Here is a 17,365-nt window from a genome sequence, read left to right on the forward strand (position 1 = left end):
AGGGACCAAGAGGCCAACAGATGCTATTTCGCGTTTCCCTGCATCGACACGCGGTCGGCGAGGTGATTTCGCCAGGTCAGTTTGGAGCGCAGTACCGCGTCTTCAGACCGGGTGGCCCTTACCCCCGTGAGCCGGATTTCACGAGTCTGCTCATCGAGATCGCTCTAGAAGCGGCTCGGAAATCGGTCGCCCCGCAGGCTCCATCACGCCTCGACAGCATCTTCACTTGCGAGACCTTCGAGCACGCCAGTATTTTCCGGGAGAGGTATCGGCAGGGCCAGGGCTCAATCTTCGGCGTGGAACCACAACTGGCGGGCACTCCTCAGTTCAGAGGGAACCTTACTGCCATCTCCACGCCTGCCGGACCGAATCCGTATGTCGACTATCTATCTGATTGGGCGCGGGATTACTGGACCACTGAGCCGACAGAGATTTCGGAGATCTTGGTAGGAGGGCCGGTTGTTGTTGTTACGGACCCCTTACACCACTCTTGATTTCCAGTCGTCGTTGACTTCCTCAAAAACCTCCGGCCCAAGGTCGATCTTGCCGCGGTACGGCTCGACCTTGTCGATATCGACCTCGCCCGACCTATAGGTGATCGTGATGTGCGGAGCGTACTCGGGATAGCTGGTCTCGGCGCCGGTGCGCTTCAGTTCCTGATGGCGCCACGACAGTGAGGCAGACGAGAACTCGAGCACGACGGCGCCGCCGTCGAAACGAGACACCACTCGCGGGCCACCGGGCGGGATGAGCAGCGTGCCATCCTCGTTCCAATAATCCTGACCGGCCTTCATCCAATCGACCGGCGTGCGGGAATAGATCACCGTCACATGCAGGTCATCGGCCGGCAGTGTGGTAGAGAAGCCCTGCCCCTTTGCCCACGCAATGATGTCGCCTGCGTTCAGCACCTTCCGGGACACGTAGAGTGACCTCGGCGCAGCGTCGGCGGCTACCTGTTGGCGACGGGTCGCATTCGTTTCCTGGGCTGCCGCGGCGGCTATCTCTTCTTCGGAGGGCTCCTGCTCTTCTATGAGGCCATACTCTTCCACGGCGGCAGCGAGGCCCGGCAGGTTGCCGTCCTCCTCAATCCGGGAAATCAGGGCCTTCGATACCGCCTCGCGGGTGATAAGCTCCTGACCAGCAGCCGTACCGACAATCGCGCGGGCAGCCTCGGCATTGATCTTGAAGACTTCCGCCCGCTCCTTTTCCGTCTGGGTATAGAGCGGCGCCCACTCGTAGTAGACGGCCGAGTCTCGCTTGCCGGTGGCCGAGCGGATGCAGATCTCATCGAACCGCCAGAGCGCCGGGGAAAGCATGTTCCGCTGATCGGCGCTGATCTTGTCGTAGTAGTTCTTGAGCGTGACCTCGCCGTTCGAGCCGAGACCCGACGGCGCATCCTGCAGGAAGCGGACCAGCGGGATATCAGCGGCGCCGGCGGCGACCTGAAGGTATTGCCTCAGCAGCTCCGGGAACTGACTGAAATTGATGGTCTTCTGCTCCCACTTCTCGCCGTCCGTGCCGTCCCCTTCCAGTAGGAGCATATTGAACATGCTCTTGAGGGTGTTGGCATATGTGAAGCGATCCGTGAGCTTCTTCGTCGTGGTCTCGTTCTGAAGGTACTTCGACAGGCCGGGAATGTAGATCACATCCGTCTTCGCTTCCGGGATAAGCGATGCAGTGTGCTCCTGCGAGGATGCCGCGTTCTGCAAGGCGTCATAGACGATCTGCAAGACGCTATCGCCCCACACTTCGGTTTCAGCCAGGTTCCTGTCGAGGATCGGCGCGCCGACGAACCGGATCACGCGGGATGGATGGATATCCACCTGCTGCCCGTTCGAACCGTTGACACGCCACATGGCCGGCTCGCCATAGTAGGGCGACGTCACATCCCGGTTGATATCGGTGTAGCTCACCTGGTCGCGGCCGAGCACATGCACATACTTCAGCGCATCCTTGCCGACGCGCTCAAGGACAAGCTCCTGATCAGGGCTTCCGACATCAACACCAAGGACGAGGACCGAACCGCCGCGAAGGCGAGCAAGCTGCATAGCTTCATTGACTTTGGCCTGAATGTTGATCTGCGGCGCTCGCTCGATCTTCTCGATCGCCTCGACGACCGCCTCGTCTGCCTTCCACTCGCGCCACTCGCGGGTCATGTCATCGGGGATGATGTCCACGACCTTGCGGGCCATCCAGTCAGACCGGTGCATCGCATTGAGCTGCTGCGGATCAACCGGCGCAAAGGCGAAGACGGTTGCAACCTTCTTATCCTTCGCCGTGCCCAGGCCACTGACGAGGTTCTGTAGACGGTCAAACAGCAGCATCAAACGACATCCAGCATTCCGTAGTTGAAACCGATATTCACGTTGTCGGCGGCGATCACAGCATCAGCCAGGTTGTGAGACTTCACGCCCAAGTCCTTCTTGAGCTTCAGCTTTGGCACGACGCGCTTCTTGCCTTCGGTCTCGACCCACCACGGCACGCAAAGCTCGGTGAAGAGAGCGTCGAGCTTTTCCTTGCCCATGGATGACGAGAACGACAGGACATCCTCCGGCCTGATCGGCTGGCCTCTGGTCACCGCGTTGAAGGTGAGCATCGCGCGGCGGGCCGTGTTCGCCCATGCCTGGGCCTTCAGGTTCAGATACTCGTCCTTGTTGAGCGGGCTATTGCTGTTGTGCGGGTCGCTCGGCTTGTCGGCATCCATGACCGCGCCGCCAGCATGAAAGGCGAAGTGATCTACTTCCGCGCCGTGCTCCTGGTTCTGCTCATCGATGTACCCGCCGACGAAGGCGCCTACACCGATCGTGTCGTATGAGACGGTAGCTCCCGCATTCTTCGCCTTGGCCCAGACACGCTTTGCGTTCTGAACAAGCTGATCCTTGCCGGATGCCCAATCCTCAGCGTCGGTGAAGACGCCATCGATCTTATCGGCCGTGGCGCTCTTGTCCTCGCCGTCGTCTGCAGGGTCGAAGCCGATGATGTTCCGGCCGGTCAGTTCGACCTTAAGCACCTTATGAGCATCGACACACGCATCCAGCCAGCGGCGCTTGAAGATAGAAAGCTCGCTGTCGCCCAGCGGTACGCCCCCATAGATATGTTCGAACATCTCGGGGTCGCGCTCCTGCATCGCGGCGATGTCGCGCTTTGCCTTCTCCGAAAGGAACGGGTTTTCCGTGTAGTTTATCTGGTGCACGACGCAGTGTGGCGGCGTGTTGATGACGAAGTTCTTCCACACGTAGTCGGTGGTCATCTTCGGGTTGAACAGCAGGATCGCAAGGCTGTCTTCCTTGCGGATCGTCGGCGCGATGACTGACCACTGCTCTTCGGTGAGCTTCTCCGCCTCCTCCACCCAGAGGATGTCGATATCGGACGTTCCCTTGATTTCCTCGAGGTTGCGCTCGATCCCGTAAAATATGAACTCTGCCCCGGTGGCGATGTGGATGATCGTCGTCTTCTGGACGTCGAACGCGGCTTTGAGGCCGAGATGCCCGATCGCCCATTTCAGTTCGGTGTAGACCGATTCCTGAATGCGGTTCTGAAATCGCCGGATGCAGAGCACGCGCATCTTGACCCGGACATGGTCCACGAGCCGGACCAACTGGCATGCTGTGTCCCTCGTCTTGGAACTCGACCGGCCGCCGTGCAGGACGGCAATGTCATTCTCTCCGAAGAAGACCTTTTCCCAGAAGTCGAACAGCGCCGGGTTGGTTAGGGTTGCGGCGGCAATCAGCCCTTCGTCTCTTGCCGCAGTACCTCGCGCCATGTCCGGTTCTCTGTCTGGATCGGTCCGCCGCCTGGGCCGGTGAGTTCCCGCTTGTTGGTATATGCGTTGCCGACTTCCTCGGCCGCCTGCTTCAGCAGCGAAGATGCCAGCACCATGTTGCCCTGGGTCTCGGCCTTCTCGGCCATGCGCTGGAGAGCGCGCAATCTCACCGCCCGGTGACTTATGGCAATGGAAGCAGTGTCTTCGAGGAATGTCTTGCGAGTTTCCTCGAACAGAGCTTTCCAGCGCACCGACAGATTCCGGCCTGCCTTTTTCGTGGGGTCATAGCATTCAACCGCCTGCGGGCTGATCGCCACCCCGAAATCCTTCTTGAGTGCGGCGACGACAACGGCCGGGCTATCGAAGCAGGCGAGCGCCTGAACCACATAGGTTTGCTGCTCGCGGCTGAGTTTCTGATTTGCCATCGATTTATCAAGGAGCCATCAAGTTAATCCCGTTTGACCGGGGGCGGGAATCAGAGGAGCTTCGGTACCTTGGGGCAGACACACGATAGCAAATGTGGGGGGTATTTTTTTATGGATCAGGCGTTCAGCCTCGCGCATGTATGGAGCCGGTTCACCTCAAGTGACACGTTGATTGCGGCTGTAATCACGGTAGCGATTCCTGTGCTGATCGCGCTAGTGAGGAATTGGCTAGCCCCCCGTTCCAGACTTCGCTACGGCACAGTGACTAACATGGTCATGCTGCCAACTAGACCAGATGGGACTCCCGGGTCGCTGCGAGTACAGAGGGTGCGCGTTTTCAACTCAGGCAAGAAATCGGCTGAGCAACTCGAGATAATATTCAACTGGAAACCTCCGCATATCGAGCAATATCCGCACCTCGTTACGACAGAGCAGATATCGGCAGACGGAAGGTATATCCTCAGGATTGAGCGGCTGAACGGCGGCGAGAGCGTCGATTTCTCTCTCGCGAGCGATTTACCCGGAGATTTGCCGGCAATCATTTACGTGCGGGCGAATGGAGCCAAGGGGAAACCCGTACAATTCCGAGAACAGATTTGGTTCTCGCTTCCCATTCGGGCCCTTGTGGCAGTCATCATGTTCGCGGGAGTGTTTGCGCTGATCTACTGTCTAGTATTGCTCTTCGGCTGGCTTTTGTTTGGTCGGGCTCCCTTAAACAACCTTTAGCTGACACGTCCCGCACACATGGCCAACGCTTGCTCGGGATATCTCCGGCGGCCGGTTTGCCGCTACGACCAGTGCACGGACATTTGCGGCATCTGCCCCATAGCGACGGACGACGCCGACGAACTCTTCCACGTCGTGCCCGCGGATGGTGAGCGCAGGCCTGCCATCTCTCCGGAACTTCGGTGCGCCGAATGCATCACGCTCCTGGCCTGCATGATAAAGCTCGTGCTCGACCAGCGCACAGAACTCTGCATCCGAGCAGGTCGAAGCATAATGAGCATCGAAGGTCAGCAGGAAGTCCGGCACGTCGCCGAACCATTGCTGTAGCTGAAGCTCGATCCTGGCGCGAGACCACTTTCCGGCCGGCGGCAATCCCATCTCACACTGACCGACGATCCGACGGCCATGTCTCCCATTGGGGATATTCGTCCACAAGGCGCCGATCGAAGCAAAGCGGAGATGCGCGTGATCCTCGTTCAGAAGGTCGGCGCCATCATCGATGAAGGTTGATCGGGCCCACTCTACCACATCGGGAGCGGGCTCGAACCTGATGGAGGTATCCTCGATCATGTCTTCTGGCGGCATTGGCCTTTTAGGCATGTCAAATCACGGCCTTGAATTATGTAGCTACACATCTCCGCCAGTGCTACAAGTTATGTAGCTACATAAGTGGAGACGTCATGGCGATCAGAATTGTACCAGCACCGGAGCCGAAGCCGACCGATCGGGTTCAGCAGGTCATGGATCATCAGGCCGGCAAGAAGCGGACGCGCTCACCGAATGGTCGCCCGAGGAAGCTTCTTTCGCTCCGCATCGATCAGGAAGTTATCGATCACTTCAAGGCAACCGGCGAAGGCTGGCAAGCCAGAATGAACGATGCGCTTCGGAAAGCTGCCGGTCTGTGAGAGGCCGTACGTCACTCCACCTGAAGGCTTGGCTGTTTGTGGCATGGACCGCGCTGGTCCTTGCCGCCTTTATTGTATGGACGCCGTTGTTCCACACCATCTTCGGTTCAAGCGGGGCGCCAATCAGCCTCCTGTTCTGGATAAGCCATGGCATCGCCGCGCTATACATCTTTACCTGCCCTGATTGCGGCTTCTCGCTCTTCAGAAGCGAAGGGGCCTTCTTCAGGGCCACCCATCCATGGCCGAATAGGAAATGCTCACACTGCGGGCATGATCATTCGTCGCGCTGATATTTGGGCTTCTCCCCGTCATTGCTGACGGGGCTAGGTCAAAGGGACAGAGCTTGAAATGAGCTTGGTTTTACGGAAGCACCAACAGCGCATTGACGCTGCAGTCCTCGGATATCAAGCTGCAATCAGCGAGATCGAAGGAGACCTTCGCTTGCGCGCTATGTCCAACGATGCCACCGACGCCGAGCTCGCGCTTCTCCAGCGCCTGAAGAGTGAAAAGGCGCAGATGCTTCACCGATACGAAAATCTGAGAGAAGCTTTCAAAGCGATCTTCGGCGACATCGGAACAGAGGCCATCGATCCGAATTCATTTCCTCGCACGATGAAATAAGCGTAAACTTAAAAATCATCAGCCATCTCCCGGCACGCTGAGACAGAGAGTCATATCGAACTCCCGCCCGATGGAGTAAGGCTATGCCTAGGTATTTCTTTCACGTTTTGGACGGGAAAGCCGCGATTGATGACACGGGATTAATTCTCGCCGACGAAAGCGAAGCTCAAATTGAAGCACTTCGTGGCGCAGGAGAAATGCTTGCCGATGGCGAGATGACCATTTGGCTCGGCAATGAGTGGCTGATGGCGGTTACGGACGAGAACGGCGCCATCCTGTTCAAGCTTAAATTCTCAGTGGAACATCCGACGCGTAGTCCGGCGCTGCTTTCCTAAGCTGCCGAGATGCCTCACGTGTAACGCGCTCCCGAACGCTCTGAATTGTTGCCGGGCTACCCTCCCGGCTTGGCCGACGGCGCTGGTTGCGTATCCAGCGCTCCATAAGGTCGGGGCGCGTCGGCTTCCCCTGGTATTTGGTTGCGGCTGCGGAGTTGAACCGCCTAGTCCTGCTTATGAGACAGGTGAGCGCACCGGCGCTCTTAGCCGCATTAACTCTGAAAGGAAAACCCGCCGCACTAGGCGACGGGCTTGGGACGATGCACCACGAGAACGGAGCCGATACGGTGGTGCATTTGGCTGGCTCCGCGTACTTGGCAAACTAATGCGACCTTCGCCCACATGTTCCTTTTCGGGGCATTCACCTATTATTGCCCAATGAAACACTCAGACCGACGAGCCTTTGTTATCTTGTTCGCGTTCGCCGCAATCGTCTGCGCGCTGGTCTATGCAACTTCAGCCTGGATGACGGACAGCGGCGGAGATGTAGACACGAAGAGCAGCGTGACTGCCCCTCCGGCGTGACCCGACGCGGCTGAGCATGAACTGGATTAAGGGCACATTTCTGCTAATGGGCGGGAGGCGGAACTCTCCCCGCTGGGCCGTCGAGTATTCCCTTTGCTCATGGCAAGGTCCGACTGAACACCCAAATCACGCTGCGGAATATAGGTGATTTGCGCTCAGGCGGCAAGCCTCCATCTCCTTGTCCATCTCTTTCAATTCATTGAGAATCGTTAAAACATGTTGACGGCTGCCGGGTGACAGACTGTCGATAGCCGTTTCCGCCAGAATACGAAGCGGCATCTTCTTCCGCTTTCCTTTTGGGAATATCAGTCCGAGCTTCTTGTTGAGCGCGTTGCGTCGGTACGACTGAGCTTTCGCAAGCCGCTCCTCGCGCTCCTGCTCCCAAATCTTCTGCTTTTCGAAGTCTGCCAGCATGAGGCCGCCGATGTCGGTATCCCGGAAGACGATCGGGCCGCGGTCCGGTGACGGGCGCATGAAGCACATCACGCCTTCGACACCCCTCACCCTTTCAAAGTCGCGCTGGTGGATGTTCACGAAGGCATAGCCGACCAGGAGCGGAAAACGCTTCTCCCGCATCTTGTTCGTGCGCTGGTGCTGGGTGATGGCCCAGAAGGACGGCATATAGACGTCAATCCCCTCGTTGCGGAGATTGCGCTCGACGATGCTCTCGCCTTTGCGGCGCTCGCGGGTGGCCTTCTGCTCTTCCGTCTCGTCGTTCGCCGGCTCCAGGACACGCGCCATCCGCTGAGAACCTGGGACAGTCCGGACAGCATACCAATTAGTTTCCGCCATTTTCATTCCCTCGTATTCGAGCCGCCGCTCGGTTATGCTGAAGCCTATTTCGTTTCAGGAGATGGCCCCTCGACAGTCACGACCACTCGATACCGGGTGCCGTCCATCTCGAAAGCCCAAGCTGCCTGTGCGCCCGGCATTGCTGCATGGACAACCTTCACGCGGTCAGCCATCTCTACGATCTTTTCCCCGATCGCCTGGATATCGTCGAAGCCGACGTAACCTTGCTGGGTCATCTCGCCGCCTCCATGATCGCTTTCGCAGCCGCAGCGGCTTTCTTGGGATCGTACCGCCCCATCTGGAGACGCCGGGTATAGCCGCAGCAATCGCACATGGGCTCATGATCGCCCTTCCAATCGCCCGACAGCCAAGCCTTGATGGTTTTCGCCTTCCGCGTCTCGTAGGCGCCGCAGACGCAACGAACGACCCAATTGGCGCCGTTCGTGGTTACGATGTCCGCAGCGATGCCCAGGACGGTGAAGCGGCCGAATTTGGTTCCCTTCAGGTCAAGGAACGTGGACTGGCCCAGCTCCTGAACCGTCGGTCGTCTGACCGCGATCGGGTCATTCGTGTGGATCTTGTCCTTGTTCGGCGGCGACCACTCGAAATGCTCTCCCCTCGCCGCTACGCGGCCGGCAACCTTATCACCTGGGAGAAGCGGAGCGACCGAGTACAGGTCTATGCGAGCGAGCCGGGTCATTCGATCCAACCCTTCCGAAATGCCGTCGCAACGAGGCCAACGGTGTTGCCGGCGTCGAGCACGTGAATGGCCCGCTGGACGTCGTTGGTGACCTGGTTGATCGTGAGCTTAAGTTCGCCGGCGACGGCCTTGGCAGGCTTGCCGGTTGAAAGGCCATCGATCACCTGGAGCTGTCGTCTCGTCAATCCGATGATTTCGGTCTCGGGCGGTAAAGCAATCATGTGAAGCTCCTTTCGGAACGCGCCAGTTCGGCGGCGATGTATTCTTCTCGAGATTGGGGTTTCTGCAGGTGAGCTAAGCCGTTTGCCTTCGGCGGTGGCTTCTCGGGAGGTTTGGCGGGCCGGTCCTTCCAGCGATCTTCGGACAGCCATTTGACCGGGTTGCACCACTGGCGATCGTCGGGCTTGGCTGCATACGCTCGGGCACCGGCGAGTATCTCGTCGAGGCTGGCGCGTTTCAGCGCTTTGAGGAATGCCGATCGAGCCGTGGGCTCTCCGATCTTGTTCGGGTATGCTTCCCAAAATTGATCAAACCCGGAAGAGGGGTCAGGCGCGCGCGCGTCTTCCGAAGGAAGTCTGGTTATGGTATCTGGAAGATGCTGTGGCGTAGGCATAGCACTTGCCAACCTCGCCTCTTTATCTTTCAGTGCCTTAGCTCTTCCGCCCTCTGCCCCTGCGGCACTTCTCGATTGAGATTTACTCTCGCTTTTCTGAAGCTCTTTCGTCAGGCGATTATGCCAGATGGTCTCACCGTCGACCTCGAAGAACGGCATAAGATCATCCGCTATGGCCTTCCATTTTTTCACCGACATACGGGCCACACGGGCAAGCTTGGCCTCGTCGGCAGGCAGTTTCCCGCCGGCATTCCACATTGCCATCAGCAGCAGCATGTAAGCCCCGATCTGCTCGGTGCTCAGATGCAGGGTGTCACCGATGAAATCGGAGACGTAGAGCTGCATGAAGGGCCGCTCGCTCATGCTGCCCTCCTGACGATGCCGAGGTCTTCCAGCAGCCTGATCGGCTCGTCCCGGCCATGCGTAACGAAGAACGGTATGCCGCGGTCGGTACAGAGCGCCTGAAACTCGCGCTGCGGCTGGGTGAGCTTACCCACCTCGGTCTTGAGCTCGAGATAGCCGTGAATGCCCGGACCAATGATGATCAGGTCTGGCAGGCCCTTGGTGAGTCCGTACTGTCCCATGCTCCCCATGTTGGGGATCGTAGCCACCAGCGTTCCCGGATTGCCGAGAGCGCGCCAGTGCTGGACGACGGCTTTGTGGATCTGGGATTCCTTCATGCCGGCCTCTTGGCGCGGATCTCGCGCAGCTCGGCACGGAGACGGGCATTATCAGCTCGGCGGCGAGCCTTCTGCTCCATCCGCTCGTTCACGAGCCGGTCGGCCTCATGCTCAGGTATGCCGAGAGCTTCGCTGATGGCGATCGTGTCGGGTCCATGGAGGGCGTACGCTTCGGAAAAGGTCATGCGATCGCCTTCCCTTCGAAAGAAATCGCAGCCACCACCACTCGGCTCTTGAACCGGAAAAAGCGGCACCACAAATCGATAATCGGCGCTGAACCACAGCGCTTTCCTTGTTGATCACCAACGTTTTCAGTGAGGTAGAAATGATCGCGAAGATGTTCGACAGACCCGTCTACTTGAAAGAACGACGAGATCTGGTTCGAGAGATAAACTGCGTCGAAGATGCCATCGACTTTCTGGAGGATTGGCCGGAGCCGGATAAAGACCTCGACCACGAGGCCGCGCTTCGAACCTGCTACATGGCCCAAGACGGCCTGAAGCCGCTGCCCGTTGCTCGTGACGCGATCCGCGCCTTCGGAGCCAAGAAGGGTATCCTCATGAAGGCCCCGGCAGTCCGGCCGTGGATGATCAACCGCCAGTCCGGCGGTGGCCACGTTATCTTCTAAGCGATCAAGCGAGTTGGAGAGGCTGCGAAAGCGGCCTCTCTGTTTTCCAGAGTTGAAGCGACTGCCGTTCATACCGCCACCTCGCCAAGGGAGGAGATCGGAGCTAAGAGACAACCGAATTGGAATCTGGAGGCCACGCGTTGAGCAAAGACTGGAACAAGGGCGTCACGCTCGCGCTGGAAGGGCCCGGCAAGTTCACCACCATAAGCACGATCCAGGAAGCATCGTGGGCGCTGATCGAGGACTGGCCTCTTGATGAAGGCGACGCTCTCGACAAGGCTCTTCTGACCCTTGAGCAAGCGATGAAGGGCAAGAAGTCGGCGGAAGCCGCTCGTCTGGCATTCATTGCCGCAGCGCACGAAGCAGGGATTGAGATCAAAGAGTAGCGTCATGCTGCCACCCCGCGCTTCCTCAAGGCCTTCAGGTACGCGCCCTTGATCTCCTCGAACCGGGCGATGTCGTATTCCTTGGTGGCGATCTCGGTTTCAGGACGCGGCCGCTTGGAGCCGTGGCCGTGGTCTTCGAGCCAGGTCTTTGCGCTGGCAATCCGACTTTCGAGCCAAGCGATCATTTCGGCTGGGTCGGTCATTCGGCCCTCCGACCCTTACGGCGAAGCTCACTTGCTTTGTGATCAACGCGGGCGATCGTCAGCAGAATAGGCTTCAACTCATCAGGAGCAGTGTCGTAGGCCATGACCCGGGTCGCTCGACCGCCGTTCAGCCTTGGTAGGATGCCCCGAGGGATCAGCACCCAATTCGATGGATCGGTGTTCAGCCGATCGCCGTCGATGCACTTTAGGCACATGCCTTTCGGCACGGGGCCGTTTGCCTGTTCCCAAAGGTGGATATGCTTCAGAACGTATCGACGTTCGTAGCCTGTATGCGGGTTTTCCTCGTCGATGCTGACCTCGACGTAACCGTCTTTCGAGACACGCTCGTGCCCGAGATACTTTGTGTTGTGGGGTAGCCCACCCTTCTTGAAATGGGTCTTGCGGGCGTTCGGATGCCGACCGCCTTTGCCAGGTTCGCAAGGTACGCCCTTATTAAAAGGCGTGCTGCCCTTGCCGAAGTGGCCTGTGCGGCCGGTCTTCCAACCCTTCCTCTTGCGCAACGCATGCAGATTGCCGGCTGAAACATCATCCCGCGAGAACTGCCGGCAAAAGGCCGCATGATAGTCGCCGATAGGCAGCGTCCGGTTGGCTTTAAGCCACGCCATCTCCTCATCGGAGTATTTAATCCAATGCCCTTTCATTCTGCTTTGGCCTCCAACATCGGGAGGTACTTGCCGACATAAGCGCCGTGCTCGGCCACAAGCTTGGCGCCTTTCAGCGCTAGATCAGCGTTCTGTACGATCTGCTGGCTGACTGAGACGATTGCCTCGGTTCGCTTCACCTCGTTGTCGATCTGATCGGGCGTTAAATCTTCCTCGCTCAGCCGCTCGAGCTGCGCGAAAAGATGGTTATTCAGGTCAATGAGCTTGTTCTTCATTTGAACGCCTCCGGGTTGTCTTTCAGGGCCTGAAGCCATTTGATGATGAGGGCGGCGTCAGATCCCCCTTTCCTGCCAAGGCGCGCTTCGAGTTCCTCGACGGCGAAGAAGAGTGCGTCCTCGCGTGTCCCTGCGAACTTCCCCCACTTGGGCCCGACGCGGTATGAACTTCCCTCGCTTTCGGCCATGAAGCTCGTCGACCACATCCAGAGCCCGTTCTCATGCCGATGGATTTCAATCTCCGCGCGGTCCCACACCATGCGCGGGTGAGGCAGGCGGAAGGTGAAATCAGGATCAATTGAAGCACTGAGCACTGAACCATGAGGCTCGACTGGCAAGCGCACGGGCGGGCCGCGAAGAACGTCGAAGAGGCCAAGTTGCTGCATCACTCGCCCCCGTCCTTCAGTTCCGGGCAAATCCAGTCAGCTCTATCGGCCCATCTCTGAGCCTTGGCGCGCCACCGCTTGGCGATGCGCAACCGCCTCAAAAGAGGCAATCTTCTGATCCAGCGAAGCCAGACGGGCGCGGAGTTCTCGTGCTTCAATTTTGCTCTCCTCGATCAGAGCCGCCCGTAAGGCGTCCATTTCATCGCTATCGATCCGGCGCGCGGTGCCCTCCCAAATCGATCGGGCGCGGCGGGCGGTAAATTCCTTGGTGACGCGCGGCGAAATGAACCGCACCGCTTCATAGAAAATGTTGTCGAGCTTCGTGTACCGCTGGAGCGGCCACGCATCCCTCATCAAGTTTTTAGCCGTCAAAGTCGGACTCATTACCTTCTTCCTGTCAGCTACTTCCTTGGGGCGAGAACCCAAATCCTTGTCGTTGAAACCCAACACCTTGTCGGCCTCCTGCGCTAAACCTGAACTCGTTCCACGGAGACTTCAGATGCGCAGGACAGATATCGAAGACGGCAGAGGAGAAAGCCTTGCAGGGCCTTCGCCCTCTGCCGTCGGCTCAGACCGCCGCCTGGATGCCGTAATTCCCTTCCCTTCCCGCAGAGCCAATTCCGCCGCTTCGTCTGGCTCTGCTGCTGGTGGCGATCCGCCGTCGCCGCCAGCCTCGTTCGTGCCTGTCGGTGATGCCGTCGCTGCCGTCGTGTTGAGACTGCGTGGTGGCTTCCCGAAGGTGAAAGTGCTGGCTGCCGGTCCGCGGGAGGAGGAGAAGGACCGGCAGCCCTGACGTGGGGTGTGATCAACCCCGACCACGTCAATTCAGAAGACGTGCGCCCTGCACGATCTCGTTTTCGATACGACTGGCGATGAGGGCTTCCACCTGCTCTTCGTCGTCCTGACGCCAAGCGCTCGGAGCCACCTTCGAGGCAGCGACCAGAGCCGCAGATACGAACCCGACGAAGCCGCCGACCAACACGCCTGCGAAGGCACCAGAAAGAAACTGTGTCATGCTGCTTCCCCCGTTTGGATTTCCGTATGTCGGTGAATGATGTTGAGACCGCCGTCAGACCGCTGTCGCAAAGCCTTGCGCCGGCGGATTTCGGCTTCTGCCTCTTCCCGAGTTCGGGCGGAGACTGCGCCGAGTTCGGGATCGATGACGATGGCGGTGCCGTCCTGGGTGATGAGAGTGCTCATGCCACCTCCCTCTCCTGCATGGCGGCGGTGCAGGACCGGCAATGTTTGGTGCCGTATCCGCCGCACTGCTCGCCTGGGTTCAGGCAATGAGGACGGAGTGGAGATTTGGCCGGTGCAGACCTGACGAGTGCACCGGCCGTTGCAGCGGTGGAGGTCTGAGCGGTTACATGGTCGCCTCCTGTATTGGCGGCGGCGCAATCTCGTTCTGCCGGCTCATCAAGCTCGGTCTCGCGCTCGGCGCTGGTGGCTTCGACTTTACCTTGAGCGGTCGAAGCGATTTCAGAATTGGTGGGGAGGTCAGCCGAAACCGCCTCCCCTTCGCGGCGGCCCTCACGATCCGCAAGCGTCCCGGCTCCAGTCCCGGCAGGAGAGGCTTCGGCTTGCGGACCTGCCTCTGGGGATGCCTCATCGTTGGTCGAGGGCCTCTCTTGGGTTTCGTTTGCCGTTTCCGGCGAATTGGTGTTGGTGGCTTGCCCCGATTTGGCGTCTGTATGAGCCGACTGTTCGTCGGGCCGGCCTGGACGAGCGGCAGGGCGCCCTTCCATTTTTTCGCCGCCGGCATCGGAGCTTGGTATGCTCGGTTCGCCACCGGGAACCGCCAAGGTTGCGGGCCGGCTATAACTGGACGCAGAGATTTCCTTGGCTTCGCTCTCTGCAGGCGAAGGGGGTACGATGGGGGCATCGTCCGAAGCTTGGTGTTCTTCCGCCTCTTCGTGGGCGATCATGATATCGACGGCAGCGATCAGCGCGGCGCGACCGGTTTCAGTCTGCATGCCGGTGACGACCGTATGTGCAAGCTTCGGGTCGAGGATTTCGCCCGTTACCGGGTCGAATTCTTCCTCATGCGCATGCGCACGCGAGGGACCAGCTTTAATCGCAGAAAAACCGGAAGCGCGTCGATAGGCGTCAAGGTACGTGTCGAAGATCATTTCTGCTTCTTCGACCTCGGAAGCGCCGGCCTTATCGACCTTGCGCAGGTAGGCCACGAGCTTGCCCATGACGGTCTTGTCGTAACCGGCAGCCTTGGCCTCTCCGTAGATGTCTCGGATGTCCTGGCCGATCGTGTCCTGCTCTTCCTTCAAGCGGAGGACACGATCGATGAATGCCTTGAGTTGGCTGTCGGCGCTCATGCTGCGTTCTCCGCAGTACCGAACACATCCGGGCGGATCTCATGAAGAGGCACGCCGGTGAGTTTGGAGATCGAAGGCGCTTTCTCCGCAGGAATCCGACGCGTCCCGTTCTCGTAGCGATGCCACTGGACACCGCTTACCCCGACAAGGGCGCCGGCCGCTTCGATGGAGAGGGAGCGCTCAGTGCGCCAGTGCTTGATCTTTTCCATACTGGTAAATTACCAATATGGCAATTTCTGTCAATATGGAAAATTACCAATCTGGCCATTCGATGCAAAAGATGTCGGACGTAGATTACCGGCATGGCAAAATCGAAATCCGACAAGAAGCCGACTGGGATTTTCATTGAAGAGTTGATGGAAATTAAGAGGCTGAAGAAGAAAGACTTGGCAGAGCGCATGGAGACCACGGATGCTACGGTCTCTCGCCTCCTCACGGGCGAGCGCGGCTTGGACCTCGACTGGTTTCATCGCATTGCCAAGGCGCTCGAAGTCCCCCTTTGGCAACTCTTTCAACCACCAGTGACTGAAAATCCAAAATCTCCGGAGGCGGCGCTGAGATCGGCGTTGCTGGCCTATGGGGTTGACCAGGAAGAACTTCCACAGGTCTTCAAGGCAATTAAGGGGTTCGTCTCTGACGGCGACGAGCAATCACAATCAAGCCGTCCTCATGATCAATCTGAACCCGCCAATCGCCGCCGTGAATCAACGCCATGAGCGTCGAGATTTCAGCGGCCTTCCGCTTGATGACTGTTTCCGGTGGCGCCGGTGCAACTGCTCCTGCAGCTTCAAAAAGGCCCGCGACGATCTCCTCGTTGCGGGTCTTGTACTTGGGTCTGATCCTATGAATGATTGCCACTGAATTTCCCTACGCCCGGCCAACCAAAAACCAGAACTAATAGTGAACAAAGGGCGCAGACATTTCAAGACTACGGAGCCCACGCACAACGCTTAAGTGTGCAAGCGTTTGATTCATGAGGATTAATAATTGCCCACTGTTCCCGATTTCATAGCAGAGTTGGTGAGAGCGGCTAACGAGGTGGAGAAGCTTGACGACTTTGGGAAGCGCCGGCTGCTAGAGCGTGCTGTGACAACGATCCGCGATATGCGGGAGACCGTCGGCATCCCGCAGAACCAAACCGCAAGGGACGTGGTCATCGATCTGCAGACAACAGCCTGGGCGATCGAGAAAGGAATTCGGACAGACGAGGACGTGAAATCCGCCCTTCTCGAGGCCGCTGGCATGATCCGGGATCTGTATATCGTCGTGGATACAGGGACGGAAATAGCGTTCGACGGAGGGACGACACATGAAGGGGAAGATTAGCGCCTATGATTTGCTGAATTCGGGTTATCGGAAGCTTGACGAGGAAACGCTGAAATGAGCAAGCAGGAGACAACTCCCGATGAGATGCTTGAAACTGCGGCTATCATCCACTCAGCGACCACGGCAATCCTGCTCGCGCTGACCAAAACGCTCGAAGAGGCTGGCGTAATGCGTGCGGAACACTTCGAGGCGAATGTCCGGATGCTCGCTGCGCGGACCGCTCGCGAGAAGTCCACTTCGATGGCCGCAGTGATGTTAGACTTTGCGGACCAGCTCAACCGAGATGAGCCAGAGGGAAGTGCGTGAGCCTGCTCGCCGGCTTCATTGTGGAGCTTGTGCGCGCCGCCAACGAGGTTAATAAACTCCGCGACGATGAGAAATGCCGGCTCCTGCAAAGAGCTGTGAGGACCATTCGCGATTTGCGGGTAGAGATCGGCATACCCGAGAGCGCTTACATCAACGATGCCGCGATCGAGCTGCTGGAAGCGTATGCCCAGATCAAGGACGGCAGGTCCGACGCCGATGTCGTTCGCGCCGCCCTCCTCAAAGCCGCGGGCATGATCCGGGATCTGAAGATCATACGGGATGCAAAGGATGAAGTGATTGACGGAGATGCGACACATTAAGTGTCATGCCGATTACTCCCATCAGGCCCCGATTAAACTGCAAAAGCTCCCCACCGTACCGAAATCCAGGAACATGACCTCGTCACGAAATTGAATGCGTGCGAAGTTTGTGATCTGCTTTCATGCGCAGATCCCCTCCTGACCTACCCCGCCGGCTTTCGGTGGGGTATTTTTTTGGCAACAGCATTGCCTAGGGTCCGCTGACCCTGCTTAGGAAGGGTGATCGACACGAGACGTCAGGAGGAAGCGAGATGAGTTTGAGGCTCCGCCCGTTGCTCCACTTGATCAAACTCGATGGGATCTAGCGTTATGCCAAGGCGCTTGCGATGGCCACTCGCCCAGGCAAGAGCGTTTTCGCGTATTAGAAATTCGCGCTCATCAACCAGGCCGTCGTTTACTCGAACGAGCCATTTGTCTCCGTTGCGGAGCACTTCAACTGACGGCATGGAAATTGATCCGGCTTGGTGCTGAAGGCCAGAGTGGCAGCAATCCGCCTG

Annotated in this window: 30 protein-coding genes and 1 tRNA gene; 10 read left to right on the forward strand and 21 right to left on the reverse strand. The window is 58.4% G+C overall.

Features of this window, described 5'->3' with window-relative positions; translation table 11 throughout:
• Positions 1-479 precede the first annotated feature (479 nt).
• From YH62_RS15430 to YH62_RS15450, 4 genes are all read right to left on the reverse strand, one after another.
• Positions 480-2,324, reverse strand: coding sequence for a phage portal protein (locus YH62_RS15430; protein ID WP_046795152.1), 1,845 nt, complete (start codon positions 2,322-2,324; stop codon positions 480-482).
• Positions 2,324-3,763, reverse strand: a complete 1,440-nt coding sequence (locus tag YH62_RS15435; protein WP_082118369.1) for a PBSX family phage terminase large subunit — start codon at positions 3,761-3,763, stop codon at positions 2,324-2,326. Before YH62_RS15435 ends, YH62_RS15430 begins: the two co-directional genes overlap by 1 nt.
• A complete protein-coding gene (locus YH62_RS15440) occupies positions 3,727-4,188 on the reverse strand; it encodes a DUF2280 domain-containing protein (RefSeq protein WP_046795153.1) in 462 nt (153 codons plus the stop codon). Before YH62_RS15440 ends, YH62_RS15435 begins: the two co-directional genes overlap by 37 nt.
• A gap of 711 nt (positions 4,189-4,899) precedes the next feature.
• Positions 4,900-5,484, reverse strand: a complete 585-nt coding sequence (locus YH62_RS15450) for a putative metallopeptidase (protein ID WP_137326901.1) — start codon at positions 5,482-5,484, stop codon at positions 4,900-4,902.
• Positions 5,485-5,654: 170 nt separating this feature from the next.
• On the opposite strand from YH62_RS15450, the gene YH62_RS31015 reads away from it, so the two are divergent.
• From YH62_RS31015 to YH62_RS15460, 3 genes are all read left to right on the forward strand, one after another.
• The gene (locus tag YH62_RS31015; RefSeq protein ID WP_348625766.1) at positions 5,655-5,819 is read left to right on the forward strand and encodes a BrnA antitoxin family protein; all 165 of its coding nucleotides are present in this window, start codon (positions 5,655-5,657) and stop codon (positions 5,817-5,819) included.
• 348 nt (positions 5,820-6,167) lie between these two features.
• On the forward strand, positions 6,168-6,440 hold the full coding sequence (locus YH62_RS29490; RefSeq protein WP_082118370.1) for a hypothetical protein: 273 nt from the start codon (positions 6,168-6,170) through the stop codon (positions 6,438-6,440).
• A gap of 83 nt (positions 6,441-6,523) precedes the next feature.
• Positions 6,524-6,775 (forward strand): hypothetical protein, encoded by a 252-nt coding sequence (locus tag YH62_RS15460; RefSeq protein WP_046795156.1) that lies wholly within the window; start codon positions 6,524-6,526, stop codon positions 6,773-6,775.
• 138 nt (positions 6,776-6,913) lie between these two features.
• Here YH62_RS15460 and YH62_RS30120 read toward each other — a convergent pair.
• The 8 genes from YH62_RS30120 to YH62_RS15500 form a co-directional block, all read right to left on the reverse strand.
• Positions 6,914-6,987 (reverse strand) — tRNA-Met (locus YH62_RS30120).
• A gap of 439 nt (positions 6,988-7,426) precedes the next feature.
• On the reverse strand, positions 7,427-8,041 hold the full coding sequence (locus YH62_RS15470) for a transcription termination/antitermination NusG family protein (RefSeq protein WP_245282106.1): 615 nt from the start codon (positions 8,039-8,041) through the stop codon (positions 7,427-7,429).
• 95 nt (positions 8,042-8,136) lie between these two features.
• The gene (locus YH62_RS15475) at positions 8,137-8,328 is read right to left on the reverse strand and encodes a hypothetical protein (RefSeq protein ID WP_046795158.1); all 192 of its coding nucleotides are present in this window, start codon (positions 8,326-8,328) and stop codon (positions 8,137-8,139) included.
• Positions 8,325-8,792: a hypothetical protein gene (locus tag YH62_RS15480; protein WP_046795159.1), complete on the reverse strand. Its 468-nt coding sequence runs from the start codon at positions 8,790-8,792 to the stop codon at positions 8,325-8,327. The genes YH62_RS15475 and YH62_RS15480 overlap by 4 nt, the downstream gene beginning before the upstream one ends.
• The gene (locus tag YH62_RS15485) at positions 8,789-9,013 is read right to left on the reverse strand and encodes a LuxR C-terminal-related transcriptional regulator (protein ID WP_046795160.1); all 225 of its coding nucleotides are present in this window, start codon (positions 9,011-9,013) and stop codon (positions 8,789-8,791) included. The genes YH62_RS15480 and YH62_RS15485 overlap by 4 nt, the downstream gene beginning before the upstream one ends.
• Entirely contained in the window at positions 9,010-9,768 is a 759-nt protein-coding gene (locus YH62_RS15490) for a DUF1376 domain-containing protein (protein WP_046795161.1), read from the reverse strand. The genes YH62_RS15485 and YH62_RS15490 overlap by 4 nt, the downstream gene beginning before the upstream one ends.
• Complete coding sequence (locus YH62_RS15495) at positions 9,765-10,085, reverse strand: VRR-NUC domain-containing protein (RefSeq protein WP_046795162.1); 321 nt, start codon at positions 10,083-10,085, stop codon at positions 9,765-9,767. The genes YH62_RS15490 and YH62_RS15495 overlap by 4 nt, the downstream gene beginning before the upstream one ends.
• Entirely contained in the window at positions 10,082-10,270 is a 189-nt protein-coding gene (locus YH62_RS15500) for a hypothetical protein (RefSeq protein WP_046795163.1), read from the reverse strand. The genes YH62_RS15495 and YH62_RS15500 overlap by 4 nt, the downstream gene beginning before the upstream one ends.
• A gap of 140 nt (positions 10,271-10,410) precedes the next feature.
• On the opposite strand from YH62_RS15500, the gene YH62_RS15505 reads away from it, so the two are divergent.
• A complete protein-coding gene (locus YH62_RS15505) occupies positions 10,411-10,713 on the forward strand; it encodes a DUF982 domain-containing protein (RefSeq protein ID WP_046795164.1) in 303 nt (100 codons plus the stop codon).
• Positions 10,714-10,853: 140 nt separating this feature from the next.
• Entirely contained in the window at positions 10,854-11,099 is a 246-nt protein-coding gene (locus tag YH62_RS15510; protein WP_046795165.1) for a DUF982 domain-containing protein, read from the forward strand.
• A gap of 2 nt (positions 11,100-11,101) precedes the next feature.
• Here YH62_RS15510 and YH62_RS15515 read toward each other — a convergent pair whose 3' ends face one another.
• From YH62_RS15515 to YH62_RS15535, 5 genes are read right to left on the reverse strand one after another with little or no spacing between them, the layout of a single operon-like run.
• Positions 11,102-11,302, reverse strand: coding sequence for a hypothetical protein (locus YH62_RS15515; protein ID WP_046795166.1), 201 nt, complete (start codon positions 11,300-11,302; stop codon positions 11,102-11,104).
• Complete coding sequence (locus tag YH62_RS15520) at positions 11,299-11,964, reverse strand: HNH endonuclease signature motif containing protein (protein ID WP_046795167.1); 666 nt, start codon at positions 11,962-11,964, stop codon at positions 11,299-11,301. Before YH62_RS15520 ends, YH62_RS15515 begins: the two co-directional genes overlap by 4 nt.
• The gene (locus YH62_RS15525; protein ID WP_046795168.1) at positions 11,961-12,200 is read right to left on the reverse strand and encodes a hypothetical protein; all 240 of its coding nucleotides are present in this window, start codon (positions 12,198-12,200) and stop codon (positions 11,961-11,963) included. Before YH62_RS15525 ends, YH62_RS15520 begins: the two co-directional genes overlap by 4 nt.
• On the reverse strand, positions 12,197-12,586 hold the full coding sequence (locus YH62_RS15530) for a hypothetical protein (RefSeq protein WP_046795169.1): 390 nt from the start codon (positions 12,584-12,586) through the stop codon (positions 12,197-12,199). Before YH62_RS15530 ends, YH62_RS15525 begins: the two co-directional genes overlap by 4 nt.
• A 42-nt stretch (positions 12,587-12,628) precedes the next feature.
• Positions 12,629-13,036 (reverse strand): hypothetical protein, encoded by a 408-nt coding sequence (locus tag YH62_RS15535; protein WP_245282107.1) that lies wholly within the window; start codon positions 13,034-13,036, stop codon positions 12,629-12,631.
• 49 nt (positions 13,037-13,085) lie between these two features.
• Here YH62_RS15535 and YH62_RS15540 point away from each other — a divergent pair, with 49 nt between their 5' ends.
• Complete coding sequence (locus YH62_RS15540) at positions 13,086-13,379, forward strand: hypothetical protein (RefSeq protein ID WP_052760432.1); 294 nt, start codon at positions 13,086-13,088, stop codon at positions 13,377-13,379.
• Between the two features lie 27 nt (positions 13,380-13,406).
• Here YH62_RS15540 and YH62_RS15545 read toward each other — a convergent pair whose 3' ends face one another.
• Genes YH62_RS15545 through YH62_RS15560 form a run of 4 tightly spaced genes read right to left on the reverse strand, consistent with a single transcriptional unit; the run spans position 13,407 to position 15,125 of the window.
• Positions 13,407-13,601 carry a hypothetical protein gene (locus YH62_RS15545; protein ID WP_046795170.1) on the reverse strand — a complete coding sequence of 65 codons (195 nt, stop codon included), beginning with the start codon at positions 13,599-13,601 and terminating at the stop codon, positions 13,407-13,409.
• Positions 13,598-13,786 (reverse strand): hypothetical protein, encoded by a 189-nt coding sequence (locus YH62_RS15550; RefSeq protein WP_046795171.1) that lies wholly within the window; start codon positions 13,784-13,786, stop codon positions 13,598-13,600. The genes YH62_RS15545 and YH62_RS15550 overlap by 4 nt, the downstream gene beginning before the upstream one ends.
• Positions 13,783-14,916, reverse strand: coding sequence for a GapR family DNA-binding domain-containing protein (locus YH62_RS15555; RefSeq protein WP_046795172.1), 1,134 nt, complete (start codon positions 14,914-14,916; stop codon positions 13,783-13,785). Before YH62_RS15555 ends, YH62_RS15550 begins: the two co-directional genes overlap by 4 nt.
• Complete coding sequence (locus YH62_RS15560; RefSeq protein WP_046795173.1) at positions 14,913-15,125, reverse strand: helix-turn-helix transcriptional regulator; 213 nt, start codon at positions 15,123-15,125, stop codon at positions 14,913-14,915. Before YH62_RS15560 ends, YH62_RS15555 begins: the two co-directional genes overlap by 4 nt.
• A 93-nt stretch (positions 15,126-15,218) precedes the next feature.
• Here YH62_RS15560 and YH62_RS15565 point away from each other — a divergent pair, with 93 nt between their 5' ends.
• From YH62_RS15565 to YH62_RS15580, 4 genes are all read left to right on the forward strand, one after another.
• Positions 15,219-15,632, forward strand: a complete 414-nt coding sequence (locus YH62_RS15565; RefSeq protein ID WP_046795174.1) for a helix-turn-helix transcriptional regulator — start codon at positions 15,219-15,221, stop codon at positions 15,630-15,632.
• 271 nt (positions 15,633-15,903) lie between these two features.
• The gene (locus tag YH62_RS15570; protein ID WP_046795175.1) at positions 15,904-16,242 is read left to right on the forward strand and encodes a hypothetical protein; all 339 of its coding nucleotides are present in this window, start codon (positions 15,904-15,906) and stop codon (positions 16,240-16,242) included.
• Positions 16,243-16,296: 54 nt separating this feature from the next.
• Entirely contained in the window at positions 16,297-16,548 is a 252-nt protein-coding gene (locus YH62_RS15575) for a hypothetical protein (protein ID WP_046795176.1), read from the forward strand.
• Positions 16,545-16,868: a hypothetical protein gene (locus tag YH62_RS15580; RefSeq protein ID WP_046795177.1), complete on the forward strand. Its 324-nt coding sequence runs from the start codon at positions 16,545-16,547 to the stop codon at positions 16,866-16,868. The genes YH62_RS15575 and YH62_RS15580 overlap by 4 nt, the downstream gene beginning before the upstream one ends.
• Positions 16,869-17,365: the final 497 nt, after the last annotated feature.

This window comes from Rhizobium sp. LC145, from assembly GCF_001005825.1.
In the GTDB taxonomy this organism is placed as follows: domain Bacteria; phylum Pseudomonadota; class Alphaproteobacteria; order Rhizobiales; family Rhizobiaceae; genus Neorhizobium.